General features: G+C 39.7%; 21 protein-coding genes, 2 tRNA genes, 3 riboswitches and 1 other annotated feature. Of the genes, 15 read left to right on the top strand and 8 right to left on the bottom strand.

Annotation, left to right across the window (positions count from 1 at the left end):
* Positions 1–110 precede the first annotated feature (110 nt).
* Positions 111–377 (bottom strand) — a binding site (T-box leader).
* 157 nt (positions 378–534) lie between these two features.
* Positions 535–1,686 carry a lactaldehyde reductase gene (gene fucO, locus EDC37_RS10585; RefSeq protein ID WP_132551136.1) on the bottom strand — a complete coding sequence of 384 codons (1,152 nt, stop codon included), beginning with the start codon at positions 1,684–1,686 and terminating at the stop codon, positions 535–537.
* A gap of 327 nt (positions 1,687–2,013) precedes the next feature.
* On the opposite strand from fucO, the gene nadA reads away from it, so the two are divergent.
* The 9 genes from nadA (at position 2,014) to EDC37_RS10630 (ending at position 11,022) form a co-directional block, all read left to right on the top strand.
* On the top strand, positions 2,014–2,916 hold the full coding sequence (nadA, locus tag EDC37_RS10590) for a quinolinate synthase NadA (RefSeq protein WP_132551139.1): 903 nt from the start codon (positions 2,014–2,016) through the stop codon (positions 2,914–2,916).
* A gap of 21 nt (positions 2,917–2,937) precedes the next feature.
* A complete protein-coding gene (locus EDC37_RS10595; protein ID WP_132551141.1) occupies positions 2,938–4,107 on the top strand; it encodes an L-aspartate oxidase in 1,170 nt (389 codons plus the stop codon).
* A 14-nt stretch (positions 4,108–4,121) separates the two neighbouring features.
* Positions 4,122–4,973, top strand: coding sequence for a carboxylating nicotinate-nucleotide diphosphorylase (nadC, locus tag EDC37_RS10600; RefSeq protein WP_132551143.1), 852 nt, complete (start codon positions 4,122–4,124; stop codon positions 4,971–4,973).
* Positions 4,974–5,038: 65 nt separating this feature from the next.
* Entirely contained in the window at positions 5,039–5,584 is a 546-nt protein-coding gene (locus tag EDC37_RS10605; protein WP_132551145.1) for a transcription repressor NadR, read from the top strand.
* 331 nt (positions 5,585–5,915) lie between these two features.
* Positions 5,916–6,653: an amino acid ABC transporter ATP-binding protein gene (locus tag EDC37_RS10610; RefSeq protein WP_132551147.1), complete on the top strand. Its 738-nt coding sequence runs from the start codon at positions 5,916–5,918 to the stop codon at positions 6,651–6,653.
* The gene (locus EDC37_RS10615; RefSeq protein WP_132551149.1) at positions 6,646–7,359 is read left to right on the top strand and encodes an amino acid ABC transporter permease; all 714 of its coding nucleotides are present in this window, start codon (positions 6,646–6,648) and stop codon (positions 7,357–7,359) included. The genes EDC37_RS10610 and EDC37_RS10615 overlap by 8 nt, the downstream gene beginning before the upstream one ends.
* 41 nt (positions 7,360–7,400) lie before the next feature.
* Positions 7,401–8,297, top strand: coding sequence for an ABC transporter substrate-binding protein (locus EDC37_RS10620; RefSeq protein ID WP_132551151.1), 897 nt, complete (start codon positions 7,401–7,403; stop codon positions 8,295–8,297).
* 211 nt (positions 8,298–8,508) lie between these two features.
* Positions 8,509–8,608, top strand: a riboswitch (SAM riboswitch).
* A 68-nt stretch (positions 8,609–8,676) separates the two neighbouring features.
* Positions 8,677–9,810 (top strand): trans-sulfuration enzyme family protein, encoded by a 1,134-nt coding sequence (locus EDC37_RS10625; protein ID WP_132551153.1) that lies wholly within the window; start codon positions 8,677–8,679, stop codon positions 9,808–9,810.
* 21 nt (positions 9,811–9,831) lie between these two features.
* Positions 9,832–11,022: a MalY/PatB family protein gene (locus EDC37_RS10630; protein ID WP_132551155.1), complete on the top strand. Its 1,191-nt coding sequence runs from the start codon at positions 9,832–9,834 to the stop codon at positions 11,020–11,022.
* A gap of 190 nt (positions 11,023–11,212) precedes the next feature.
* On the opposite strand, the gene EDC37_RS10635 is transcribed toward EDC37_RS10630, so the two are convergent.
* From EDC37_RS10635 to EDC37_RS10645, 3 genes are all read right to left on the bottom strand, one after another.
* Positions 11,213–11,872, bottom strand: coding sequence for a hypothetical protein (locus tag EDC37_RS10635; protein ID WP_132551157.1), 660 nt, complete (start codon positions 11,870–11,872; stop codon positions 11,213–11,215).
* 255 nt (positions 11,873–12,127) lie between these two features.
* A complete protein-coding gene (locus EDC37_RS10640) occupies positions 12,128–13,243 on the bottom strand; it encodes a 4-hydroxybutyrate dehydrogenase (protein WP_132551159.1) in 1,116 nt (371 codons plus the stop codon).
* Between the two features lie 118 nt (positions 13,244–13,361).
* A complete protein-coding gene (locus EDC37_RS10645; RefSeq protein WP_132551161.1) occupies positions 13,362–14,747 on the bottom strand; it encodes an aspartate aminotransferase family protein in 1,386 nt (461 codons plus the stop codon).
* A gap of 232 nt (positions 14,748–14,979) precedes the next feature.
* On the opposite strand from EDC37_RS10645, the gene EDC37_RS10650 reads away from it, so the two are divergent.
* The 4 genes from EDC37_RS10650 (at position 14,980) to leuB (ending at position 19,282) form a co-directional block, all read left to right on the top strand.
* The gene (locus tag EDC37_RS10650; RefSeq protein ID WP_165874509.1) at positions 14,980–16,155 is read left to right on the top strand and encodes a PucR family transcriptional regulator; all 1,176 of its coding nucleotides are present in this window, start codon (positions 14,980–14,982) and stop codon (positions 16,153–16,155) included.
* A gap of 233 nt (positions 16,156–16,388) precedes the next feature.
* Complete coding sequence (leuC, locus tag EDC37_RS10655; protein ID WP_132551165.1) at positions 16,389–17,648, top strand: 3-isopropylmalate dehydratase large subunit; 1,260 nt, start codon at positions 16,389–16,391, stop codon at positions 17,646–17,648.
* A 76-nt stretch (positions 17,649–17,724) separates the two neighbouring features.
* Positions 17,725–18,222, top strand: a complete 498-nt coding sequence (locus EDC37_RS10660) for a 3-isopropylmalate dehydratase small subunit (protein WP_132551199.1) — start codon at positions 17,725–17,727, stop codon at positions 18,220–18,222.
* Complete coding sequence (gene leuB / locus EDC37_RS10665; RefSeq protein WP_132551167.1) at positions 18,215–19,282, top strand: 3-isopropylmalate dehydrogenase; 1,068 nt, start codon at positions 18,215–18,217, stop codon at positions 19,280–19,282. The genes EDC37_RS10660 and leuB overlap by 8 nt, the downstream gene beginning before the upstream one ends.
* 275 nt (positions 19,283–19,557) lie before the next feature.
* On the opposite strand, the gene EDC37_RS10670 is transcribed toward leuB, so the two are convergent.
* The 4 genes from EDC37_RS10670 to EDC37_RS10680 form a co-directional block, all read right to left on the bottom strand.
* Positions 19,558–21,657, bottom strand: a complete 2,100-nt coding sequence (locus EDC37_RS10670; RefSeq protein ID WP_132551169.1) for a TonB-dependent receptor — start codon at positions 21,655–21,657, stop codon at positions 19,558–19,560.
* 1 nt (position 21,658) lies between these two features.
* Positions 21,659–21,814 (bottom strand): hypothetical protein, encoded by a 156-nt coding sequence (locus EDC37_RS12320; RefSeq protein WP_165874510.1) that lies wholly within the window; start codon positions 21,812–21,814, stop codon positions 21,659–21,661.
* Between the two features lie 346 nt (positions 21,815–22,160).
* Positions 22,161–22,342, bottom strand: a riboswitch (cobalamin riboswitch).
* Positions 22,343–22,488: 146 nt separating this feature from the next.
* A riboswitch (cobalamin riboswitch) is annotated at positions 22,489–22,664 on the bottom strand.
* A 416-nt stretch (positions 22,665–23,080) separates the two neighbouring features.
* Positions 23,081–23,156: transfer RNA gene (locus tag EDC37_RS10675), tRNA-Ala, on the bottom strand.
* 12 nt (positions 23,157–23,168) lie between these two features.
* Positions 23,169–23,244: transfer RNA gene (locus tag EDC37_RS10680), tRNA-Ala, on the bottom strand.
* A 209-nt stretch (positions 23,245–23,453) separates the two neighbouring features.
* Between EDC37_RS10680 and EDC37_RS10685 the strand changes: the two genes are divergently transcribed.
* Both EDC37_RS10685 and murA read left to right on the top strand, forming a co-directional pair.
* Positions 23,454–24,425: an alpha/beta hydrolase gene (locus EDC37_RS10685; RefSeq protein WP_132551171.1), complete on the top strand. Its 972-nt coding sequence runs from the start codon at positions 23,454–23,456 to the stop codon at positions 24,423–24,425.
* Positions 24,426–24,852: 427 nt separating this feature from the next.
* The gene (gene murA / locus EDC37_RS10690) at positions 24,853–26,118 is read left to right on the top strand and encodes a UDP-N-acetylglucosamine 1-carboxyvinyltransferase (protein ID WP_132551173.1); all 1,266 of its coding nucleotides are present in this window, start codon (positions 24,853–24,855) and stop codon (positions 26,116–26,118) included.
* The last annotated feature ends 55 nt before the right edge of the window (positions 26,119–26,173 follow it).

Here is a 26,173-nt window from a genome sequence, read left to right on the forward strand (position 1 = left end):
CTGGCAGGCTTATTTACAGGTTAGCACATTAGGGTTCACCGCTTAAGCTCTCTGGAACCACGCGACTATCGCGTGGTTTTCTTTTATACAAAAAAGCCTTTCGTCTCTTTGTAAGAGACGAAAGGCTTTGCTTTCGCGGTACCACTCAAATTTACACCGCTTAAAATAGCGGTATACACTTTTACAGATACGCATCATATAAAATACGATGTTATATCTTTCCGTTTTAACGGCCGGATCCCGTCTGCACCTACTTTACATCATTTCAGGCAGCTGCTTCAAGGCGAGTTCATACCTAGTTAAACTATTGCTTTTCACCACCCAGCAACTCTCTGACAGTTTTTGCAGGTACTACTATTCCTTTGCAACGCATTTTTCGTATGCTTAATACAATAGCACATGCAACTGATTTTGACAAGCGTTTTTGTATACAAATTTACAAAAAAGTTTAAAATAATGGCTGTTAATATCAGTCTCTACCTAATAATGCCACTATTTAAAAAAAATATTAAAATGTTGTTTCATGACCGAAAATTACAAAATAGATTTATAAATATCTTCTATTTCTTGCAGTGATACATCACGGGGATTACCCGGCGTGCAGGCATCAGCGATAGCCGATTTAGCCAGGAATGTTATATCTTTTTCTTTGACACCAAGTTCACTGAGCTTTTTCGGAATACCGACATCCGTGCTGAGTTTTTCAACGGCAGCAATGCATTCTTTACGGGCTTGCTCTATACTCATGCTTTTTGTCTTTTTTACGCCCATTGCTTTAGCTATAGCACGATACTTTTCGCCAGTAGCTTCTGCGTTAAATTTAAGTACCGGAGCAAGCAGCACAGCACAGGCCACACCATGCGGCGTATCATAAACGGCACTTAAGGGATGCGCCATAGAGTGCACTATACCAAGGCCAACGTTAGAAAATCCCATACCAGCTATATACTGACCAAGCGCCATTTCGGCACGGCCGTTAATATCACCTTTGACAGAATCACGCAAAGACCGGGAGATTATTTCAATGGCTTTCAAATGCATCATATCCGTAAGTTCCCATGCTCCCTTTGTTATATAACCTTCGATGGCATGTACCAGTGCGTCCATCCCTGTGGCAGCACAGAGTTTTGGTGGCATAGAGGCTGTCATATCAGGATCTATAATAGCGACTACAGGAATATCATGGGGATCAGCGCAGACAAATTTACGATTTTTTTCTTCATCGGTAATAACATAGTTGATTGTCACTTCGGCAGCGGTTCCCGACGTCGTGGAGACTGCAATGATAGGCAGCGCTTTATGCTTAGTTGGTGATGCTCCTTCAAGGCTTCTAACATCGGCAAATTCTGGATTCTTAATGATTATGGCAATAGCTTTGCTTGTATCTATCGAACTACCACCGCCGACAGCTACTATAGCTTCCGCGCCATAATTTTTACAACATTCCACGCCTTCAGTAACATTGGTGATAGTCGGGTTTGCCTTTATCTTATCATATATTTTATAAGTAATACCGGCTTCATCCAGCACAGCGCACACCTTGGTGGCCACTTTAAATTTCAACAGGTCTTTATCAGTAACTAACAAAATCTTTTTAAAGCCACGTCCTTTTATTTCACTGGCTATTTCTTTTATGGCACCTCTGCCGAAATAGGAAGTCTCATTCAATATTGTTCTACATACCATTACCAAAACCCCTCTCCAAAATAAAAAAATTCTTAAAAATGAGAATACAACACAAATAAGTTACAATCAACTCAATTACAGATAGTATAACGCAAATGCATTTGTATATCAAGATAATAGACAAAATAAAATGACAATTCTTGCTAGTGTGATTAAGAATAACTTAAATTGCCAATATCTAATCTCTTTTTTGCATAGGCAATATTTAATAAAACAGTTACTGTCTTGTCATGTGTAAAATTATCTGTTATACTGCATGTTGATATCTGGAACAGCAGATAAATAATTTCTGCCAAAATTTTGACAGTCAAAATTGGAGAGAAACCGATGATTAACGATGAGGAATTAACAGTACTAAAAAAACAAAGAGATGCCGTCATTCTGGCGCATTACTATGCTGCACCAGAAGTACAGGACATTGCTGACTATGTGGGTGATTCTTTTTATTTAAGCAAAGTTGCCGCGGGCATAAAATGCCGTACAATAATTTTTGCCGGAGTAAGGTTTATGGGAGAATGTGCTAAAATACTCAATCCGCAAAAAGATGTATTGATGCCTGACGACAGAGCCGATTGCTTTATGGCACACATGATTGATAATGAATTTATTAAAAAATGCCGTGAAAAATATGATGATCTTGCTGTTGTTTGTTATGTCAATTCGACCACGGAAACCAAAGTATACTCGGATGTGTGTGTGACCTCCTCTAATGCCGTAAACATTGTGAGAAAATTACCCAACAAAAATATTTTGTTTATTCCCGATAAAAACCTGGGTCGCCATGTGGCAATGCAGGTACCGGAAAAACATTTCATCTTTAATGACGGTTTCTGTCCAATTCATGAACATATGCGTGCTTCTGAAATTTCTACCCTAAAAAAACTGCATCCTCAAGCTAAAGTTCTCGCCCATCCCGAATGCAATGAAGATGTCATAAAACTGGCAGATTATATAGGCTCTACGAGCGGTATATTAAATTATGCAGCCAAAAGTGATGATAAAGAATTTATTATAGCTACTGAAATCGGCATAAGACATAAATTAATGCGTGCAAATGCAGAAAAAAATTATTATTTTCCGGAAACAGTGCCGAAGTGTTTGAATATGAAATTGAACACTTTAGACAGTGTTATCAAAGTGCTGAAAAACGGTGGCAATGCTATTCAAGTTGATGAAAAATTAGCAGGCCCAGCACGCAAAACTTTAGTTAGAATGTTGGAATTGGCATAGGTAATGAGGAGGAACATACAAATGTTAAAAGAAAAATATGATTTAATAATAGCGGGCTGCGGTGTAGGCGGACTTTATACAGCACTGAACATGCCGCGTGAAAAGAATATATTGATAATAACGAAAAGCGATGTTTTAAGCAGTGATTCAATGCTGGCACAGGGCGGAATATGTGTCCTGCATGATGCCAATGACTACGACGCTTATTTTGAAGACACGATGCGGGCAGGCCATTACGAAAACAGGAAAGAAAGCGTTGATTTGATGATCCGTTCCAGTCGTGACATTATCAACAACTTGTTGGAACTTGGTGTGCGGTTTGAAAAAAATAGTGATGGGACACTTAAGTATACACGTGAAGGTGCCCATTCACGGCCGCGTATCTGTTTCCATGAAGATGTTACGGGTAAAGAAATCACTACCGTTTTGCTGGAACATGTAAAAAAACTGGCCAATGTGGAAATCATGGAATATACAACTATGACGGATATACTAGAAGAAAATAATATCTGTACCGGTATAAAAGCGATAAAAGATAATAAAGAATTTATCGTGAAGGCTCCGTATGTTGTCATGGCTACGGGTGGAATCGGCGGCCTTTATGAACATTCAACCAATTTCCCGCATTTAACAGGAGATGGTTGTCGTATTGCGAAAAAGCATGGGGTTGAGCTTGAACATATGGATTACGTACAGATCCATCCCACCAGTTTATACAGTAAAAACAAAGGACGTAGTTTTCTTATCTCTGAATCGGCACGAGGTGAAAACGCTATTCTTTTAAACAACAAAGGCGAACGTTTCGTCAATGAACTGCTGCCGCGTGATGTAGTGTCTAACGCTATTTATAAAGAAATGGAAAAAGAAGGAAGTAAACATGTCTGGATGTCCTTCGAAAAAGTACCGAAAGATGTCATCAAAGAACATTTCCCGCATATTTACGAAAAATGTATGGAAGAAGGGTATGACATCCTGAAAGAACCTATTCCTATAGTACCGGCACAGCATTATTTTATGGGTGGCGTACACGTGGACAGCAATTCTGAAACAACGATGCATAATCTTTTTGCCGTAGGGGAAACAAGCTGTAACGGCGTCCATGGTAAAAACCGCTTAGCCAGCAACAGTTTATTGGAAAGCCTCGTCTTTGCCAAGCGCGCAGCGGCGGAAATAAGCAAAAGAATAAATTGAAAGAAGCGTATATAATGAACAAGATTACCATGCAGCTTACCGCCGATAAGTACATCCGGCTTGCTCTGGAGGAAGATATAAACAGCGAGGATATTTCTACTAATGCAGTTATGCCAATACCCCAAAAAGCTTCCGCTGAATTGATCTGCAAACAGGACGGCGTGCTTGCCGGGCTCGATATTTTTGAACGTGTTTTTCATCTGTTAGACGAAACAACAGTGGTAAAATTTTATGCTAAAGATGGCGACCATGTAAAAAGCGGTGATAAAGCAGCCGATATAACAGGTGACGCCCGGGTCATCCTCTCAGGCGAAAGGACTGCACTCAATTATTTACAACGCATGAGCGGTATTGCTACATATACCGCCGCGGTGGCAGCTCTGCTCAAGGGCAGTAAAACAAAACTGCTTGATACCAGAAAGACCACGCCTTGCATGCGTATTTTTGAAAAATATGCGGTTCGGGTAGGTGGTGGTTTTAACCATCGCTATAATTTGTCGGACGGTATTTTACTAAAGGATAATCATATAGGTGCTGCGGGAAGTGTAGGTGCTGCGGTTGCTGCCGCGCGAAAATATGCTCCGTTTGTACATAAAATAGAAGTCGAGGTTGAAAATCTGGCAATGGTAAGGGAAGCTTTAGCAACAGGAGCCGATATCATAATGCTAGATAACATGCAGCCCGATGAAATGAAAAAAGCAATAGAAATAATTGATGGACGTGCCGAAACAGAATGCTCAGGCAATATAAACAAGGAAAATATTGAAAAGATATTGTCTGTTGGTGTAGACTATATATCAAGCGGAGCCTTGACCCATTCCGCCCCTATTTTAGATTTGAGCCTAAAACATCTGCATGTGCTATGATCTCTCATGCACAGGCAGAGCATTTATGACTGCGCATTTCACCGACTAAAGAGGGAGGAAAAATAATGACTGGTAAAGAACGCAGAAAAATCATTATAGAAGCTATAAAAAATTCCAATGAACCTTTATCTGGAAGTGCGCTGGGTAGACTAACCGGGGTTAGCAGACAAGTGGTTGTACAGGACATAGCATTGCTGCGGGCACAGCATTATCCTGTAATTGCAACGAACAGAGGCTATATTTTTAGTGATGTCCACAAGTTCACCCGCATTTTAAAAATGCAGCACAGCAACGAACAAACAGAAGACGAATTGAAAACCATTGTCGATTTGGGCGGGACAGTAGTCGATGTCATGATAAACCATAGAGTATATGGCAAGATGACCGCCCGTCTCAACATCCGCAGCCGGCGTGATATAAATAATTTTATGCAGGACATAAAATCAGGGAAATCTACTCCCTTGATGAACATAACATCAGGTTATCATTTTCATACTGTATGTGCAGATTCACAAGAAGCACTTGCAGATATACAGGCTGCTTTGCAGAAAAAAGGATATTTGGCAGAGATACTGCCCTATGAGCATGTGCTGAGCAACCATGCAAAGTAGTTTTCTGGTAATAAAACCATAAAATGTCCAATTTTGTGGATGCTTGTTTAAAACTGTATATGGTTTAACGCTTACATTTATTACACATTAGTGGTGTAATAGCTAAATATATTAAATTATTGTGCTCTACTACCAAAAGTTTATTAAAAAATTGTGCTTACATACATTGACTTGTTTAGGCAGCACATGGTAGAATGAACCCAATAATTAAGGATGTATGGAGCAAGGGCGCTCATTCCCCAAATAAGGGAATGGGCGCTTTTTTTTATAAATTTTAGGTAAATCCCTAAATAGGGCTTTGTCTATCTTCTACTGCAAAGAGGTGGCTGTTATGTTTAACATATTTGATCTAAAAAAGAGCTATGGTAAAACAGAAGTGTTGAAAAGTATAACAATGCGGATTGATGACGGTGAAGTCATTTGTATTATTGGTCCCTCTGGTTCGGGGAAAAGTACTTTTCTGCGGTGCCTAAATCTGTTAGAAGAGCCTACTGGCGGACAAATTTATTATAACGGAACAATACTTGATAATACGCTTGACAGTAAACGGCTGCGCAGAGAAGTTGGCATGGTTTTTCAAAAGTTCAATCTGTTCCCCATGTTTACCGTGCTGAAGAATGTTATGTATGCACCGATGCATGTAAAGCATACTGGTAAAAAAGAAGCGGAAAAAATAGCGCGTAATCTCTTGGAAAAGGTAGGTTTAGGCAATAAGGCTGCTGCTTACCCAGCACAGCTTTCCGGTGGACAGCAGCAACGTGTAGCTATCGCCAGAGCACTTGCCATGCAGCCTAAAATGCTGCTTTTTGACGAACCGACTTCGGCACTTGACCCAGAACTGGTGAACGAAGTACTGAATGTAATGAAAAACCTCAGAAAAGAAGGAATGTCTATGGTTGTAGTAACACATGAAATGGGGTTTGCTAGAGATGTTTCTGATCGGGTCGTATTTATGGATAAGGGATTTATTGTAGAGGAAGGACGCCCTGCCGAAATCTTCAATCATCCCAAGCAGGAACGCACACAGCAGTTTTTGAACAGGGTGCTTGGAGGTGTGAGCTATGAATAATTTACTTTCGCAACTGCATTTTGCTACAGCAGCAGAATATCTTGTCCCATCTCTGATACATGGTATCGGTGTAGTCTTAGAAGCTACTTTTTTCGGTTTTATTTTAGCCACTATTATTGGTATTTTTATCGCTATCGGCCGTCTTTTCGGCTGGAAAATCGTAAAGGCTTTTTTATATGTTTTTCTAGAAGTTATCCGTGGCACGCCTTTACTGGTACAGCTCGTTTATATTTACTATGTGGTGCCGCTTATCATTAACTTATTTGCCGCCATGCTGGGTTACAAGACAGATGTGCAGATAGACCCTCTGGTAGCTGGTATCGCAGGGTTGGCTATTAATTACGGTTGTTATATGTCAGAAGTTATCCGCGCTGGTATCGTCGCCGTCGATAAAGGACAGATGGAAGCTGCCCTCGTCTTGGGATTTGGCCGGTATGAAGCATTGTTCCGGATAATAATGCCGCAGGCACTGCGCAGTATTATTCCTTCATTGGGCAATTACCTCGTCATGATGATTAAAGACACATCCCTGCTGGCATACGTTGCCGTAAACGAACTTTTACTGCGTACACAGACTTTTGCTTCACAGACCTTTTACACGATTGAAGCTTATACTTACCTAGCGCTGTTTTATCTTATTTTAAGCGTTCCTTTATCGCACTGTATTAAATTCATCGAATATAAACTTTCTTCCTCAAATCGGTAGTTATTATTTTATAAATAAGTAATCTGAAAGGCTGGTTTATTATGACAAACTCCTGTAAAAAGCTTTTTATTCTAACCATGTTGGTATTATCTTCACTTTTCCTTCTCGCCGGATGCGGCTCTGATGAGGAAAAACCTGCGACGGATTCATCCGCTGCAAGCTCCTCCGGAGATGGAAATACGTTGGCCAAAATACGTGAAAAAGGCGTATTAGTAGTAGGTTCCTCCAATGACGCACCATTTGCCTATATGGATACAAAGACCAATAAGTTTTCCGGTGTTGATTCTGAAATTATTACCGAAATAGCCAAGCGGCTCGACATCCCCAAAGTAGAAATGAAACAAGTCCCCTTTGAAAATCTACTGGTAGAGCTAGGAAACGGCTCAATTGACATGGTCACAGACGCTATGTACATTAAACCAGAACGTTTGCAAAAAGCATTATTTACCAATATCTGGTATTCAGAAGGGGAAGCCGTAGTTGTAAAAAAGGATTCTGATATAAAAAGTAAAGCCGATCTCAAAGATAAGGTCATCGGCGGCCAAAAAGGAATGACCTTTCTGGACGTTGCCAATAAATGGAAAGATGCAGGCGAAGTGAAGGATGTCAAAGTTTTCAACAGTCAGGCAGAACTAATGATGGCTGTCAACACGGGCAAGATAGATGCTTGTATAACAGATGGTATCGTTGCCGGCTATACGCTCAAACAAAATTCTTCACTTGATTTGCGCATATTAAGCCCATATACACCAGAAGCCTCAGGCCAAATAGGTGCAGCAGTACGCTTTGGTGATAAAGACTTACTCGATGCGGTAAACGGTGAATTAGAAAAAATGCGCAGCGATGGAACCCTCAAAAGTATTCTTGAAAAATACGGACTACCGGAAGATTATATGATATTATCTGCCGACAAAGCTAAAACACAAAATATAAAATAAATAAATTTCTTCTCTCCCCTTATGGTGCAGGCGCTGCTTGGTGCCCAAACCATAGCGAAAATGAAATTGCAGAGTGGACACCTTGAGTGTTTGCTCTGCAATTTTTGTCGTGCAATGGTAATAAAAAATACGCTGGCACAATTTATTTTCAATAATGGTAAATATAAAATTTACATTTGACACATTTTACTTTATAATAGACACATATTATCTCTTATTTAGAGTGGTCGAGGGACTGGCCCGATGACACCCAGCAACCGGCGTTTACGCAAGGTGCTAATTCCTGCAGGAGTAATCCTGAAAAATGAGAGGATGAGTCGTTAAAGACCCTTCTTCTTAGAAGGGTCTTTTTTATTTTTATTATAAAGGAGCATTATTTATGAATTTGGAATCAAAGATTGTCCATATAGGTATAAATTCTGACAAAAAAACCGGAGCGATAAGCACACCTATTTATAATACGGCTTCTTTTGCACACCCTGCCTTGGGGAAAAGCACTGGTTTCGACTATACCAGAAGCAAAAACCCGACACGCCAAGTAGTCGAAGACGGCATCGCTCTTTTAGAAAACGGCAGCGATGGATTCGCCTTTTCTTCCGGAATGGCCGCCATAACAACGGTGCTGATGCTTTATAAGACAGGCGACCATATTATTTTGGCAGACGATTGTTACGGGGGTACATATAGATTGTTTAATAAACTTTTTACCAATTATGGCATTAGCTTCTCCGTTGTGGACACCAGCTCAGCGAAACTAACTGCAGCAGCCATAAAAGAAAATACAAAGGCAATATTCATCGAAACGCCCACCAACCCAATGATGAAAATCACCGATATAGCCGCACTTGCTGGTATTTGCAAAGAGCATAATATGCAGCTCATCGTCGATAATACATTTTTAACACCATATTTTCAACGTCCCCTTGAATTAGGTGCAGACATTGTTGTCCATAGCGGCACCAAATACTTAGCCGGCCACAATGACCTTCTATGCGGTGTAATTGTGACACGCGAAAATACCATCGGCGAAAAAATACGCTTTCTCCAAAACGCCACCGGAAATATGCTTAGCCCCAATGACAGCTGGTTGTTGATAAGAGGTTTAAAGACACTGGGACTGCGGATGGAAAAACACAATGAGAACGCTGGTAAGATAGCGAAATGGCTCAGTACCCAGCCCCATATAACCAATGTATATTATCCAGGGCTCTTAACCCATCCCGGCAAGAAAATACACGATAAACAGGCCTCTGGCTGTGGCGGTATAATTTCTTTCGCTGTTGACGACGCAGCTCGGGTACCCCAAATATTAAGCCGCGTTAAATTTATCCAATTTGCAGAAAGCCTGGGCGGTGTAGAAAGCCTAATTACCTTTCCTGCATGTCAAACCCATATGGATATTCCGCTAAAAATACGGCAACAGCTCGGCATTACCGATAAATTATTGCGGCTCTCAGTAGGAATAGAAAACAGTCAGGATATAATTGATGATTTGCAACAGGCATTACAGTAAAAATGAATAGGAGACAAATAAATGAGTTTTGATGAAATAATAGACAGAAAAAATAATTTTTCAGCAAAGTATGATGAATTAGAACAGAAATTTGGGCGCAATGACCTTATTCCACTGTGGATCGCGGATATGGATTTCAAGACGGCAGCACCAATTATAGAAGCAATCAAAGAACGAGCAGACCAAGGGATTTTTGGTTATACTTCACGCCCAGATTCATACTATCAGTCCGTTTGCGATTGGTTTGAAAAATACCATGACTGGCGCCCAGAACCACAGCTTATGCTGCACAGCTTGGGTGTAGTGGTTTCCTTGAGCCTGCTCATCCAAAATTTCACATGTCCCGGAGATAAAATAATCATTCAGACGCCAGTGTATTATCCATTTTTTGATGTGATCCGAAAAAACGGCCGTATTTTAGTAGAAAATCCGCTTCTAAAGGTCAATGGGCATTATGAAATGGACTATGCTGATTTTGAAAAACAAGCCCGCAATGGGGCAAAATATTTTCTGCTTTGCAGCCCGCATAATCCGGTGGGACGAGTATGGACTAAAGAAGAACTGTCCCGCATAGGTGAAATCTGCCTAAAGTATGGCGTGCGCATAATTGCTGACGAAATACATGCGGATATTGTCTTTCCTGGACATAAACACGTATCAATAGCAAGTATCTCCGAAGCACTTCAGCATAATACGATTACCTGCATAGCGCCAAGCAAAACCTTTAATTTAGCTGGTTTACAAGCTTCGTTAGTTATTTTCCCCAACATGGAGGAACGCAATAAGTTTGACAACATTCTCGGCGTCTTAGATATAAAAAGGAACAGCTGTTTTAATTTGGTGGCTGTCGAAGCAGCATACAGGCATGGCAGGGAATGGCTGGAAGATGTCCTAAAATACATTGAGGGTAATTTTAAATATATCAATGAATTTTGCAAAAAAAATATCCCAGAAATAAAACCTAATTACCCTGAAGGCACATATCTGGTTTTGCTGGACTGCCAAGGGCTCGGCCTTGATAAAAAAGCTCTCCATGACTTTATGGTAAATAAAGCAAAGCTGGCTCTTGACGACGGATTTTGGTTTAGTAATGTATTGGCCCAGCACATGCGCCTCAATGCTGCCTGCCCGCGACAGATATTGGTAAAAGCATTGCAGCAGTTAGCAGATGCTATACATGTGCTGCGCACGCAAAATGACAAGAAAATATGAGTTGGCAACCCCTTTACCGTATGCACATAAATAAAGTAAATCTGCCAACTCTTAAAATAATATCACCATACCTTAAAAATATATTTATAACATCCTTCCAAATGTTTCCAATTTTAGCCGCAAAAAAAGCTTATGGCCGCTGTAAAAGCAGTCATAAGCTTTTTATTTCTATTTATTGGTTGCTGTCAGCTTATTTATCGCTGTCAGCACTATTGTCATTATTATCACCATGCATTGAACCCAATGCTTGGTGCAGGCTTGCCTTATCTACTCCCAAAGAGCTAGCTACATCCTGCCAAGTATTATTTATTTTCTTCATTGCTATTACATCATTGATAGGTTTTGAAGAAAGTTTAGCTAATTCAGCGGCCATCATAATATCACGGCCTTGATAGCCCTGTTTAGACAAATTGGTCACTGCGGTTTTATCTGCACCAGTACGCTGGACTATGCTATCAATAAATAAATCCTGTTGTACTTGTTTAAGCTGGTCTTTTGTGACATTTACTTTTCCCATGACATAATGCCATGTTGTATCCGCAGTCTTAAGGCTAATGACACTGTCTAACGACTTACCACTTGCTTTAGCTATAAGGGCAGCATGGATAACATCTTTCTGGCTATAACCTTTTGCTTTGTAATTGGTGAAATCCGTTTCACTGATGTTCAATTCCTTTTCTATTTCCGCAAGCACGCCTTTATTAGCATGCCCCATTCCCTGATGAAAAGCAGGGCCGTCGTGTGGGCCATCAACTGCAGCAGCAGAAGTCAATGCCGGAAAAGCTGTTCCAAATGTCATAACTGTACCAACAACAAGTGCGCCTATTCTCTTCTTTGAAAAATTAATCATTCTTACCATCCTCCAAGTATATTTTCGATCAATATGATTCCCTTGATTTATCTTTATAATACAGGTGAATTTTGACAAAAATAAGGCAAAAGTAAAATTTATTTGTGACAATTACTTTTATTTTTTAAATATATACTAGGATTCTTAAAACTTGTCCATTTTTCAAAGGAAACAGCGCATATGGTAACTGCAAATTTATAATTTATATTAAGCTTTTAATAAACAGCTTTTATATAAAATTATCCGCGCTATTTATCAAAATAGTTTTTGATAAATACTTAATACCGTATCTCGGTCAAGCGGCACATAATTATTGGCCATAAGCCGTCCCTGTTTTTGCATAACGATATCAGTATAACTTTCTAAATCTTTTTTTACTACACCGTATTCATGCAGGTTTTTTCGCTGCATAATATTTTCCAGCAATCCTTCCAATTCTACAAAAACCATACTGGGCGTGCAGCCAAGCAGCTTTGCCAAGAGTTGTTTTAGCTGACAGAGCGCACCATCCTGACGTATACTCGCATAGGTTTTATATACTTCGATAAAAAAAGCATAGTTTGATTCGCCATGCGGTACATGCCGTGCTGCTCCCAAGGGGTAGGAAAGCGCATGTACAGCAGCGCAACCGGCATTACCAAAAGCGATACCTGCATAAGTGCTCGCCGCAAGAAAATCCTTAAGCAATGTCGGGATAATATTTTTCCCTTCGGTCGCAATTACCTTATAACCGGCAATGATTTTTTCTATAGCCCCAACGGAAAAAACACGAGTAAAATCCGTAGCTTTAGGCGAAGTATAGGATTCTATTGCATGAATGAGGGCATCCATAGAACTAGTAGCAAAAAATTGATATGGCAGATTTTGCAACAATTCGGGAATTAGAATAGCTTCATCCGCAAAAAGGGCATCATTGGCAAGACCAAGCTTAGTTTTATTCTTAGTGAGTTCCAGTATCGAAATATTAGTCATTTCACTGCCTGTACCACAGGTGGTCGGAATAAGGAAAAGTTTCTTATCCTTCTGCGGCAAAATTTCACCGGCAAATAATTTATCTACAGGTGAGTATTCTTTCAGGGCAAAAAGTTTAGCCGCATCAAGAATCGTGCCGCCACCGATTGCAAAAATTCTATTGATTTTTTGGTTGCCTATGCTTTGGCGAATATCCTCAATCATCGTATCAGTTGGTTCTCCGGTAACATATTGTCTATAATCAATAACCACCGCATCTGCAAATGCATTAGGGAAATTACGCTTGCGCATATTACCACTGACAAGAACAAGGTCTTCTTTGCCAATATGATAAGCTGTGCAAAATTCATCTGCTGAAGAGCAGGTAACAATTTTAGGTTTAATTAAAAAATTATTCATTTTCTCTCCAAAGTATATTTATCCGGTACCTGTCTCTTATCGCAATAGAAACAGGCACCGGATAATTATTTTCATATTATAATCTACAAACCCAGGGATTGTTCAGAAATAAAACTTACTACGCAAGGCGAGCCTGTTCCACTTCTTCACAGCCTGTACATTTCGCAATAGCTGCTTCAAATATATCAAGCCCTGCTTCAAGCTGCTGGTCACTTATCACCAACGGAGCGAGGAAACGTATAACATTGCCATGCACGCCGGCATTTTCCAGCAACAAACCATGCTGCGCAGCTTCCGCTATAAGCTGGCTGACGAGCGGTGCGTCTGGTTCTTTGGTGGTACGATCTTTGACAAATTCAATGCCAATCATACCACCCATACCACGTACATCACCTATTACAGCATATTTTTCCATCCATGCATGATAACGTGCCATAACTTTTTTACCAATTTCAATAGAGCGTTTAGCAAGATTGTCACGCTGCATTATTTCTATAACCTTTAAGGCCGCTGCACAGGCAAGTGGATTACCGCAATAGGTACCACCGATTACACCGCCTGGTACAGACTGCATAATTTCTTCGCGTGCAGTAATACCACTAAGCGGTACACCGGCAGCAATGGATTTTGCCATTGCGATAATATCAGGCTGCACACCGGTTTCCTTCCAATATTCAGTTGCAAACATGCGTCCAGTACGGCAAAACCCACATTGTACTTCATCCGCGATCAACAAAATTCCATATGTGTCGCAAATTTTGCGAACAGCTTTTACCCATTCCAAAGGTGCCGGAATAAAACCACCTTCACCTTGGAGCGGTTCAACTACAATTGCCGCCACATGTTCAGGGTCAGAGCAATCATTGAATGTTTCATGCAGTTTTTCTATATAATAATCAATTGCCTTTTCTGCTGGCATCCCTTCCGGTCTACGATATACATAGGGGAATTCGGCACGATATACGCCGTCAGGGAATGGTCCCATGCCTTTGGCATAAGCTTTTTTGGCAGTCATAGACATGGTCAATAATGTACGACCATGAAATGCACCGGAAAAAACAATAATATTCGGTCTCTTGGTGAAAGCCTTCGCGATCTTCACCGCATTTTCATCTGCTTCAGCACCACTGTTGGCAAAGAATGTACGTCTTTTATCACCTTTTACCGGTGAAAGTGCATTTATGGTTTCTGCGAGTTTGACATAACCTTCATGTGTGACAACATTAAACATACCATGAAAATATTTATCCGCTTGTTCTTTTACCGCAGCTACTACTTCGGGATGGCTGAAACCAATGTTGAGCACACCGACACCGCCGATAAAATCTAAAAAGCGGTTGCCATCGAGATCTTCAATGATCGCGCCTGCCCCCTGTTTGATTACTACTGGGTAACCACAACGTATAGCACTAGGAACAGCTTCATTTCTTCTTTTTATAACTTGAGCCGACTTTGGTCCCGGTAAACAATCTGTAATTATTTCAGGCATTGCATCTTTCAACATGGGCATATCCTCCTAAAAAACCAACATAATAAAAAACTGTACGCTGCGGAGCAGATATTATCCAATCGGATCAACTGGCTCCATTGCCGTACAGTCATGTTTGATGTACCTATATAATAGCCTGGCCGCAAACGCGGCGCAACGGGATGAGAAACTAATTTTTTACTGTTTATTTGTACTTTACGCACAAAAGTTTTTACTGTATTATGTAAATAAAAAGGGGAGGCTTAAAATGTCCATTCAGTTAAAAAAGCTCTTTGCGGAAACAGCAGAAGTTTATCAATTGAAATTGCTGGCTGGAACAGCCGGACTCGACAATGAAATAATATGGGTGCAATATACTGAGGATATTGCCACGTCTAATTTTCTGCGGGGAAATGAGCTGATCATTACAACCGGCCTTTGCAGCAACGACAAAACATGGATAGGCAATTTCATTGAAGAACTTATCGCGAGAAAATCAGCGGGACTTATTGTTAACACGGGAAAATACATACAACCACAAGAATTAGATGAGAAGATTATCAATCTTTGTAATATACACAAGTTTCCTTTGTTTATTATGCCATGGCATATACATTTAGCAGATATTATGCAGGATTATTTAAATAGATTATTTTTAGCCACACAGGAAGATAATAATATAACCGAACTCATCCGCACCGCTGTTTTTGAACCAGAAAAAATAAAACGATGCGAAAAAGAATTTGAATTACACGATTTACTGAAAAAATCTTTTTATATGGTAGTGTTCAACTGGCAAAATACCACCGTAAATAAAAAATGGGAAACATTTTTACTTTTACAGAGCAGAACCTTGTTTAACCAGATGAAGTTAGATTATATTATCTTTTGGCAAAAAAATATGCTTATAATGATGATTTTTTCGGTACAGAAAGAATTATTGGAAGAAATTACAACAAAAGCTTTTAGTATTTATGATAAGGCATTACCACATAATAAAACGCGTTGCGGTGTAAGCTCCTATTATGGAAACATCTTTAGAGCCAGTGATGCTTTCCATGAAGCGATGATGGTGGCTGCCATTCCACCGGCAGTGCTGCATGAAAAGAGAACGGCTTTTTTTGATGAACTAGGTGCATATCGACTGCTTTTCGCGGCCAATGATAAGGAACTATTAAAGAAAATACACGACTCTTTGCTTGCTGCACTGCTTGAGCATGATAAAAAACACCATTCCCAATTATATGATACACTGCGTATTTATCTTTTCCATAATAACAGCCTAAAAATAACTGCGGATATAGCATTTACACATCGCAATACGATAAACTACCGTATGACAAAGGTACGCAGCATACTTGCCTGCGATCTTGATGACGCAGTGACGCGTTTTAATTTAATGATGGCCTTTTATATCGCTGATTATTTGAAAATGGCAGTTTAATTTACAGGGAATTTATAGTATACATTTGCGATAGTTAATGTGGTACATAATCTTGACAAAACAATTATATATGTACTATCATAGCATACAGACTGGTTTACATTTTTACAAAAAAAATACTCTGGCAAAAGTATTGATGAAAGCTGCTGGCTTAGCAATTTTCGTAAAACATGAAATAGAAAACATATTGGTGAGGAAAATAAAATATCGCCTAATAAAATGGAGGAGTTTTTATGGGAATGAATATGACAGAAAAAATTCTCGCTACCCATGCGGGACTGAAAGAAGTAGCAGCTGGACAGCTAGTAACATGTAAACTCGACATGGTATTGGCAAATGATGTCACTGCACCGCCTTCCTTCAAAGAATTTGAAAAAATTGGCGGACCAGTTTTTGACAATACAAAAATTGTTCTTGTGCCGGATCATTTTACACCTAATAAAGATATTAAATCAGCGGGGCTTTCTAAGGCTGTGCGTGATTTTGTAAATAAACATAACATCATAAATTATTTTGAAGTCGGCAGAGGCGGTATCGAACATGTAATTCTGCCGGAAAAGGGCATCGTAGCACCGGGTATGCTGACTATCGGCGCAGACTCGCATACATGCACTTATGGGGCACTCGGTGGTTTTTCAACAGGCGTAGGCACTACAGACCTGGCGGTGGCTCTTGCTACCGGCGAAGCATGGTTCAAAGTACCAGAAGCCATAAAAGTTAAACTGACCGGAACTAAACCTGCGGGTATAACAGGCAAAGATGTAATGCTCACGCTAATCGACATGATCGGTGTGGACGGTGCGCTTTATAAGACATTGGAATTTTCCGGTGAAGGCGTACATTCCCTTTCTATGGATGATCGTCTCACTATCGCCAATATGGCTATCGAAGCCGGCGGCAAAAACGGCATATTCCCTGTCGATGAAGTGACATTGGCCTATATTAAAAACAGGGTTAAAAAACCTTATACTATTATTGAATCTGATGCCGATGCAAAATATTGCAGAACCGTGACAATAAATCTAAATGAACTTGTACCAGTTGTCGCTTTTCCCCATTTACCGGGAAATACAAAAAAAGTGGACGAAATTGGTGATATAAAAATAGACCAAGTCGTAATCGGTTCCTGTACAAATGGACGTATTGAAGATATGCGTATTGCAGCGCAGATCCTAAAAGGCCATACGGTGCATAAAGATGTACGCTGTATTGTCATACCGGGTAGCCAACAAGTTTATAAAGAATCTATAAAGAAAGGCTATATAGATATCTTTATCGATGCCGGTGCAGCTGTCAGTACCCCTACCTGCGGGCCGTGCCTTGGCGCACATATGGGAATCCTTGCAGCGGGCGAACGCTGTGTTTCAACGACAAACCGTAATTTCCGCGGTAGAATGGGTCATGTAGACAGTGAAGTTTATCTAGCCGGGCCACAGGTAGCAGCAGCCAGTGCCATCCTGGGAAAGATAGCCCAGCCAAAAGATCTACAATAATATTGCAATGACAAAACAATAAAAAAAGAAAATATAGCTGTTCGGCTTTATAACATAGAAGAAAGGTACGATGAATATGGCATTGACAGGAAAAGTATGGCGGTATGGCGATAATATAGATACGGATGTCATCATCCCAGCGCGTTATCTGATGTCCTTTGATCCACAGGAATTGGCATCACATTGTATGGTTGATATTGATAAAAGCTTTGCAAAGAATGTACAGAAGGGCGATATCATTGTCGGCGGTAAAAACTTTGGTTGCGGTTCATCGCGTGAACATGCGCCTGTAGCGATAAAGGCAAGCGGTATTCCAGTTGTGATAGCAGCTAGTTTTGCCCGTATTTTTTACCGCAATGGTATCAATATAGGACTCCCCTTACTGGAAATAGGCAAGGATGTAGAAAAAATAAGTGCCGGCGACAAACTCAGCGTCGATACAGCTACTGGTGAGATAAAAAATATTACAACGGGGGACGTTTTCCATGCACACCCTCTCCCAGGATTTGTTGAAGATATAGCCAAAGCCGGTGGACTTATAAACTACATCAAGGAGAAGAGAAAAAATGCCTAAGCAAATTGTTGTTATCCCCGGTGACGGAATAGGCAGCGAAATAACAGCTGCTGCCGTCGCTGTCTTGCAAAAAATAGATAAAAAACATGGACTTGATCTGGCCTATTCTTATTATGATGCTGGTGGAACAGCTTATGATAAATTTGGTGTGCCACTTCCTGACGATACGTTAAACGCAGCCAAAAATGCTGACGCGGTACTTTTCGGCGCAGTTGGCGGAGATAAATGGGATGATGTTGATCCCCAGCTCCGCCCTGAAAGAGCTATCTTAGGTTTACGTAAGGGACTCGGCCTATATGCTAATCTCCGGCCTGTACAGACAATGGATGAATTGATCGCCTATTCACCGCTGAAACCGGATATTGTCCGCGGCACTGATGTGTTGATCGTCAGAGAGCTTATCGGCGGCATATATTTCGGCGATAAATGCGAACAAGAAACTTATAAAGGAACGGTTAGAGCTTGGGACCTGGAAAATTACAGCATTCCTGAAGTGGAAAGAATTGTTGACTTAGCTATGCAGGCTGCTATGAAGCGCAAAGGGAGGGTAACTTCCGTTGACAAAGCTAATGTTTTAGCTACTTCACGTCTGTGGCGCAAAACGGCAACAAAAATAGCGGAAAAGTATCCAGCAATAACGCTGGAACATATGTATGTAGATAATTGTGCGATGCAGTTGGCGATAAAGCCAACACGCTTTGATGTTATCGTGACAGGTAATCTGTTTGGTGATATTTTAAGCGATGAAGCAGCAGTATTAGGCGGTTCTATTGGCCTTATGCCATCGGCAAGCATTGGTAAAGAAACCAGCCTTTACGAACCGATTCATGGTTCCGCACCTGATATTGCAGGCAAAGGCATTGCTAATCCTTTGGGCACAATCTTGTCAGCGGCATTGTTATTGCGCTATTCCTTTAATGCCGAAGCGGCTGCTGTTGATATTGAAAATGCAGTCAAAAAAGCTTTGGCTGACGGGTATAGGACAGCTGATCTCTTTAGTGATGGCTTCAAAAAAGCTAATACCGCCGATATGACACAGGCTGTCTTAGCCAATATATAATGAAAGTTACGTTGAATCCTCTTAACTTTAATAATTCTATAAAATAGTCTTTATTGGGCATAAAACATTAATCCTTTCTTTTGAGTGTAGAAACTTTAATTGTAATGGATTTTTGCTTTTATGCTCTTTTTTTGTAAAAAAATAATGTTGAAGTAAGCTTGAATTTTCGCTTACCCCAACATTTAATATAAAACTAACCTTCATTTATGCTAACGTATTTATCAAAATCTACATGGTTCTATATAGCTTATCTCACATTTTCAGAGAATTTTGGGTTAAAAAGTATATTCTACACCTAATGTATAATTCCGTCCCGGCATAGTGTAAAATTCATCTCTTCCGCCCCAGGCAGCCTGTGTCATTTCCCCGTACCATTTATTGAAAAGATTGTTAATTTTAAATGTTACACGAGTCTGCTTGTCAGGGGAATAATTGAAGGACAGGTTGGTCACAGCGTACCGATTGGTAGGCCAACCGGGATAATCGTAATTATTGACATATTTCTGTCTGACAAAGTATCTTCCGTCTAACGCCATATCCAATTTGTTAATGCGATGATCAACCATCCATGTCAATACAGTCCGTGGTTCATATCCTTTAGCAAAATTATCTGCGTAATATTGGCCATTCTGCGGGATATTATCATGCAGGAATTGAGACCAGCCTACCGAAACCTGTGTATTGTTCCCAATCTGTTTAAATATCTGCAGGTTCCAGCCAGCGGCATCTTCACTACCATAATTGACCCATTGGCCGTCTTCATCCATACCGATGGCATCTTTCCCTTTTCTGTTCCATAGGTTAAAGGTCATGTAGTTATTTCCTTTTTCATTGAACGCATGGATATAACCGATTTCGCTGTTCCATCCTTCTGATGGTTTAAGTTTGATATTACCAAATTCATTGTCATTCAGCTGGGAAATACTAGGAATGACGAAGAAATCACTACGTCCGATATAAAATGTATCTTTACGTGTCGGATAGAAGGTCAACTTAAAGGCCTTGCTTGTATGGCTGGCAAATTTGGGAAGTCCATAACCATAGTATGGTTTATTTTCATCTTTAGACATTTCTGCTTCAGTATCCGCTGTGTAACGTCCCATATAATTAGGCCGGTCATGGCGCAATCCTGCGGTCAGTTCTATTTTGGGACTAATTCTAAATGTATTATTCCAGAATAAAGAAGTGTTTTCCATCTTCAAGTTTTCAACAGATACGGTGATCTCTCTTTCAAAAGGACCCCAGAATGGATCTGGTGGATCGTCAATAGGAATGGACAATTGATAAGAAGTTGACGCCTTGTCTCTCGGCTTCATAAGGGAATGCTCAATGCCCAAGACACCTTGGTACCTTTTTGACTGATAGGTAACAGTATCATTTAGAAATTGATAGGAATAACGACTATACCAGAGATTGGCACCTGTATCCAATCCCCCTTTTGTTTCCACCATGTTATTACGGAAGGTAAAACTGTTTTTCCAATGGTCTGAAAAAGTATGGTCATAAGAAAAAGTAAAGTCTACTGCATGGTACTTTCCATCTGTTACATTTTCATGATACCACCAGTCATAATTGGTAAAATAATTGGTGTTGTCATTAGCAAGCAGACGAAATGTATTATTTTTATCTGGCGAATAGTTTAGGTTAATACCGTAAACCGACTGATGTTCTTTGCCCGGCCATACAAAACCATGGGCATCTTTAACATTATTTCCCCGGACATAGCGGTTGAAATACAACTGATAATTCAGTTTTCCTGTATTTCCTTCACTGCTGATCTTATAATTATTAGACTGATAACTTCCCGTAGAAATAGATAATGAATTTTTATTTTTGAATTTTTTCTTCGTGATAATATTAATGACTCCGCCTTTAGCACCGGAACCATATAAAACAGTACCGCCGTTACGGAGTACTTCTATCCGTTCAATACTATCCATGTTTTTAATCATGGAAGCAAAAATATACCCGCCTTCTCCGGCTCCCATCAGATCGGATACCTTTACACCGTCAATTAAAAGGATGATATCTTTACTGCCATTAATGCGGATGCCATTCAAATTCTGATCCATGTTGGAGGCACCATAGCTCAAAAGTTGGACACCTGGAACCACCCGCAATACATCTTCCAAACTTTGCGCATTCATATCTTTAATCTGCTGTGCAGTAATGACAGTCATATCGGCAGGTAGTTTTTTGACATCTTTCTGCACTTTCGTGGCAGTGACAGTCACAGGCGCCAGGTCATAGGACTGAACTTGATCATTAGCAGGTTGAGCAGATGGAGCGCCTTCCATCCATGCAGAGGCTGGTGGATACATAGACGCAATTAAAATACCACAACAAACAATGGCTCTCTTGTAAAATTTTCCCATCTTACAAATACCTCCCTTTATTGTCCGTTGCCACAGTATTCTTCCCAATAATAGTGCTTGTTGTCATATTACCGTCAGCATCCAGCAATAATGTTAAAAGATTCTTTTGGTAAAATTGTAAATTGTTTTCTTTTGGGGTTTCTTCTATTCTATTCATGCGGGTATATGCACACCTACCCTGCCCGTTGTATACTTGTAGTTCATAATCATATAGATAACCTCTCTTTAATAAATTTATTAATAAATATAAGTTCGTTTATTTGGTACCATTGTGGATAGAAAAGCTATGTTTTGCAGGAACTCATCGACAATCCCCTCCTAAGTACATTTATATAAAAAATAAAAAAACCGCCGTATGGTTTTGCCGATACAGCGGTTTTCTGTTCGACGGATAAATGCAGCTCATTTTCCCGATAAAAGGGATAACTTTAATAGACCTTTTCATACACATTTTTGTGATGACTCGGTCTGGCTGTATTTATCCGCCCGTCTTTCGCAGGTTTATGTGGATGCTAAAAACAGTTGGTGCTCCGGCTCGGTATCAACGTTCACCTGCCCCTTTGCAAGAGGTTCCTTTTAGGATTGCTAGATGAACTACACCTCACGGTTGCGGGACAGCTCCGGACTTGCGCCGGCTTTCCCATAAAAATTCTTTGTAGAATTACCTATTTCCCATTAATTTCTTTATTAACTTGTCAGTAAAACAAAAAAGCCTCCATCCACAATAGATGAAGGCTGTAACAGCACATTTCGTTTACAGCAGTAAAAAAATACTGCCAGTACGAAATCTCCTCCCCATCGCTCGTAGGTATATAAGCATCAATGATGCTAACGGTGATTGTCAAACAGGCAGTTCTTCTGGCTCGGATTCATCGCTTATCGCACCTTCTCAGGAAAATTCCCAATGGCATCTTACGGTTTGCTCATCCTCACAGCGGCGGGACCGCTCCGGTTTTATACGGATTCCCTATTAAGTCCTTGCGGACGCCTGTTCCATATAGACATAATAATACAGGTAAGATTACATAAATTTTACCTCTACACATACTAACACTTTAAAAATCCACCGTCAATATATAATGGTACGTATTATTTAGTAATCAGAGCAGTAATTTATAACTATATTATTAAAAGTCATTTACTAATATTTAATATTTAGTATTTATGTTAATACTAAATATGTATTTATAATCTTATTACTAAAGATTTCGCAACCTGTAAAAACAAAAAAACGATTTTCCTACTGCTCTTGTACCATCTTGAATTTCTCATAACCCCAACCATTGACGATGAGCCATTTTATAACCTCAACTATTGATGATGAATCCTTTTTTGCATAACAAAAAACCGACAGAAAATTTCTGCCGGTTTATCTTTAATTTATAGGTTTAGTCATCGCGCCCTATAAATTTTTTATTCATAATGGTGGAGACGAAGGGAATCGAACCCTCGACCTCTTGAATGCCATTCAAGCACTCTCCCAACTGAGCTACGTCCCCATATTAAAATTTTGGTGGAGATGAAGAGGATTGAACTCTCGACCTTACGGATGCGAACCGTACGCTCTCCCAGCTGAGCTACATCCCCACAATTTGTCGAAGACCTCTTGACACTGCATATTATTATAGGGCATTCCAATATCAAATGCAAGAAAAATATTAAGCCATACCATAAAACATAACCTGAATATTTTACTATAAAAATTTATAACATCGCTTCTTATTTTAAGAGTTGACATCACTCCCAAAGAGAATTATCATTTTAACTATTATTTATATCTAAATTTAGGTGATGTGATGAAAACTGTGCATAAATTCAATAAATTACTATACTTTTTCTCTGGATTTCTTATTGGTGCTTTTATTGTTATAAACATTATTGGGATGATCGCTGGCAATACACTTTATGTGATGTTAAACAATAAGCAACAGGTTGATGATCTAGTACCTGCATTGGCTAATCATTCACAAAATGTGGATAGGATCAGAGAAATGGAGGCAGCAAAAAAATGGGAACGAGCAGAAGTAACTACCCAGGATGGTTATCAACTCGTTGGTACGTATATAAAGAATCCTGTAAACACTGATAAAGCAATCATCATACTACATGGTTTATATCAAAATAGAGCTATGTCAATGGATTATGTGCCACTTTACCAAAAATTAGGCTTTAATATCCTTTTAGTCGATTTACGCGGTCACGGGCAAAGTGGTGGACAAATGACCTGGGGCAAAAAAGAAACAGGTGATATCGACAAATGGATGGATTATCTAAAAAATATTAAAAACAATAATAAAATAGGCATACATGGTGTTTCCCTGGGTGGTTCCTATGCATTGCTGCACAGTGGATCAAATGCACCTATAAAAGCTGATTTTTATGTGGAAGATAGTGCTTATGATGATTTGGCACATATTTACCGCGAAAAATTGCGAGAATTTTTTCAACTACCGCGGGATAATCTTGTTATTGGCGTTTTATGGCGTTATTGCCAGCTATCAATGTATTGGCATACTAAAGAAACAATGGCTGATTTATCACCTATCAGAGCAGTAGTTAAAGCACAAGCCCCTATTTTATTTTTGCACAGTGGTGCCGATACACTTATACCGGAAAAATCTTTGCAGAAGTTATACAAAGCAACTCCTTCGTATAAAGAATATTATGTCTTTCCTAATGCTGCACATGCTGTTTCCATCAGTAATAACCCTGAAGAATATTTTGCTGTAGTCCATAAATTCCTTAAAAATATCAATTTATCCAATTAATTTCATTTTTATTCACGGTAAATATCAAAAAAATAGCCAGGGGCAATTTGTAGTCATTAAATGATAGCAAGCTACCATTGACATCTATATGTAACCTTCCATGAAGATGCGAATCATACAATAGATAAGGCAATTGTCTACAATTTAATACAATAGGAAACTGGTAATTAATACATTTAAATTACTTAGTATTGGAAGTAAAAATATTAGTCTTAAACCAAAACGTTATATGATTAGCTTAAATACCGAAAAATATATAGAGGACTTTATGCAGATTTAAGTTTCAATAAAAAAAATTATTAGGTTTTATTTTCTATTGGAATTTAAGTTCATACGTTTGTCTTAATCCCCTATAATATAAGGCTTGCCATATGTATTTTTAAATGGTAAACTATATGAGATATAAGCATTTTTTGGGGGATATAAATTGGAAAAATTAGTCATAAACGGCGGTAAAAGACTTTGTGGCCGCGTTAAAATAAGCGGCGCAAAAAATGCTGTTTTACCTATTATCGCTGCAACGCTATTAGGACAAGATCATCCTTGTGTTCTGGAAGAAGTTCCTAGCCTGGATGATGTGGAAACCATCTCTGAAGTTTTAAATGAACTTGGTGTTGCTGTAAACTTTGACGAAAACAGTCATACCTTTACAGCCGACAGTACCAATATAGCTTCATGCGAAGCACCATATGAACTCATCCGTAAAATGCGGGCTTCTTTTCTTATTATGGGTCCGTTACTCTCCCGTTGTGGTCACTCCAAAATTTCCCTACCCGGTGGCTGCGCAATAGGTACACGCCCAATTGACCTTCATCTCAAAGGATTTGAAGCACTCGGTGCACAAATAGAGATAGGTCATGGTTTTATTAATGCCACCGTTCCCGATAAGCTGCGTGGCGCTAAGATTTATTTGGATTTCCCAAGCGTCGGCGCAACAGAAAATATCATGATGGCAGCATGCATGGCAGAAGGAAAAACGCTCTTAGAAAATCCTGCCCAGGAGCCTGAAATAATTGACCTGGCTAATTTTCTTAATATGATGGGCGCTAATATCCGCGGAGCCGGCACTAACGTTATCAAAATTGAAGGCGTTAAAAAGCTCACAGGCTGCGATTATACTATTATCCCTGACCGGATAGAAGCAGGAACTTATATGGTAGCCGCAGCTATGACAAGAGGTGATATTTATATAGAAAATGCCATCAGTGAACATTTAAAACCCGTCATAGCAAAACTTTCTGAAGCTGGTGCTGAAATTATCGAAGATGTAAAAGGCATTCGCGTAAGGAACGACAAAAAACTTAAAGCTGTCGATATAAAAACAATGCCTTATCCCGGTTTCCCGACAGATATGCAGGCACAATTCATGGCTATGCTTACTATCGCCGAAGGAACCGGTTTAGTGACTGAAACTGTATTTGAAAACAGGTTCATGCATGTTGATGAACTAAAACGAATGGGCGCCAACATAAAAATAGAAGGGCGTACCTCTGTCGTTGAAGGGGTAAACCATCTGCTTGGCTGTCAAGTAAAAGCGACAGACTTACGGGCAGGTGCAGCTATGGTTTTAGCGGGACTCGTGGCCGATGGTGAAACAAAAGTCGGATATATCCACCATATCGACCGTGGATATGACAATCTTGTCGGTAAGCTATGCAGTCTCGGCGCAAATATAAAGCGCATAAACGATTGAACTAATAAAATAACTTTTTCATTAAATCCGCTCTTATGAAATGCTCTTTCATACA

It is taken from the genome of Pectinatus cerevisiiphilus (assembly GCF_004341685.1).
In the GTDB taxonomy this organism is placed as follows: Bacteria; Bacillota; Negativicutes; order Selenomonadales; family Selenomonadaceae; genus Pectinatus; species Pectinatus cerevisiiphilus.

Coding starts and splice junctions, on each gene's coding strand:
- EDC37_RS10615 (WP_132551149.1), top strand. CDS start 6,646: ATGAATAATTTACTTTCGCAACTGCATTTTGCTACAGCAGCAGAATAT.
- EDC37_RS10645 (WP_132551161.1), bottom strand. CDS start 14,747: ATGTTGAAAGATGCAATGCCTGAAATAATTACAGATTGTTTACCGGGA.
- EDC37_RS10670 (WP_132551169.1), bottom strand. CDS start 21,657: ATGGGAAAATTTTACAAGAGAGCCATTGTTTGTTGTGGTATTTTAATT.
- EDC37_RS10595 (WP_132551141.1), top strand. CDS start 2,938: ATGTTAAAAGAAAAATATGATTTAATAATAGCGGGCTGCGGTGTAGGC.
- EDC37_RS10610 (WP_132551147.1), top strand. CDS start 5,916: ATGTTTAACATATTTGATCTAAAAAAGAGCTATGGTAAAACAGAAGTG.
- EDC37_RS12320 (WP_165874510.1), bottom strand. CDS start 21,814: ATGAATAGAATAGAAGAAACCCCAAAAGAAAACAATTTACAATTTTAC.
- EDC37_RS10685 (WP_132551171.1), top strand. CDS start 23,454: ATGAAAACTGTGCATAAATTCAATAAATTACTATACTTTTTCTCTGGA.
- EDC37_RS10620 (WP_132551151.1), top strand. CDS start 7,401: ATGACAAACTCCTGTAAAAAGCTTTTTATTCTAACCATGTTGGTATTA.
- EDC37_RS10605 (WP_132551145.1), top strand. CDS start 5,039: ATGACTGGTAAAGAACGCAGAAAAATCATTATAGAAGCTATAAAAAAT.
- EDC37_RS10640 (WP_132551159.1), bottom strand. CDS start 13,243: ATGAATAATTTTTTAATTAAACCTAAAATTGTTACCTGCTCTTCAGCA.
- leuB (WP_132551167.1), top strand. CDS start 18,215: ATGCCTAAGCAAATTGTTGTTATCCCCGGTGACGGAATAGGCAGCGAA.
- nadC (WP_132551143.1), top strand. CDS start 4,122: ATGAACAAGATTACCATGCAGCTTACCGCCGATAAGTACATCCGGCTT.
- nadA (WP_132551139.1), top strand. CDS start 2,014: ATGATTAACGATGAGGAATTAACAGTACTAAAAAAACAAAGAGATGCC.
- EDC37_RS10635 (WP_132551157.1), bottom strand. CDS start 11,872: ATGATTAATTTTTCAAAGAAGAGAATAGGCGCACTTGTTGTTGGTACA.
- EDC37_RS10650 (WP_165874509.1), top strand. CDS start 14,980: ATGTCCATTCAGTTAAAAAAGCTCTTTGCGGAAACAGCAGAAGTTTAT.
- leuC (WP_132551165.1), top strand. CDS start 16,389: ATGGGAATGAATATGACAGAAAAAATTCTCGCTACCCATGCGGGACTG.
- EDC37_RS10630 (WP_132551155.1), top strand. CDS start 9,832: ATGAGTTTTGATGAAATAATAGACAGAAAAAATAATTTTTCAGCAAAG.
- EDC37_RS10660 (WP_132551199.1), top strand. CDS start 17,725: ATGGCATTGACAGGAAAAGTATGGCGGTATGGCGATAATATAGATACG.
- EDC37_RS10625 (WP_132551153.1), top strand. CDS start 8,677: ATGAATTTGGAATCAAAGATTGTCCATATAGGTATAAATTCTGACAAA.
- fucO (WP_132551136.1), bottom strand. CDS start 1,686: ATGGTATGTAGAACAATATTGAATGAGACTTCCTATTTCGGCAGAGGT.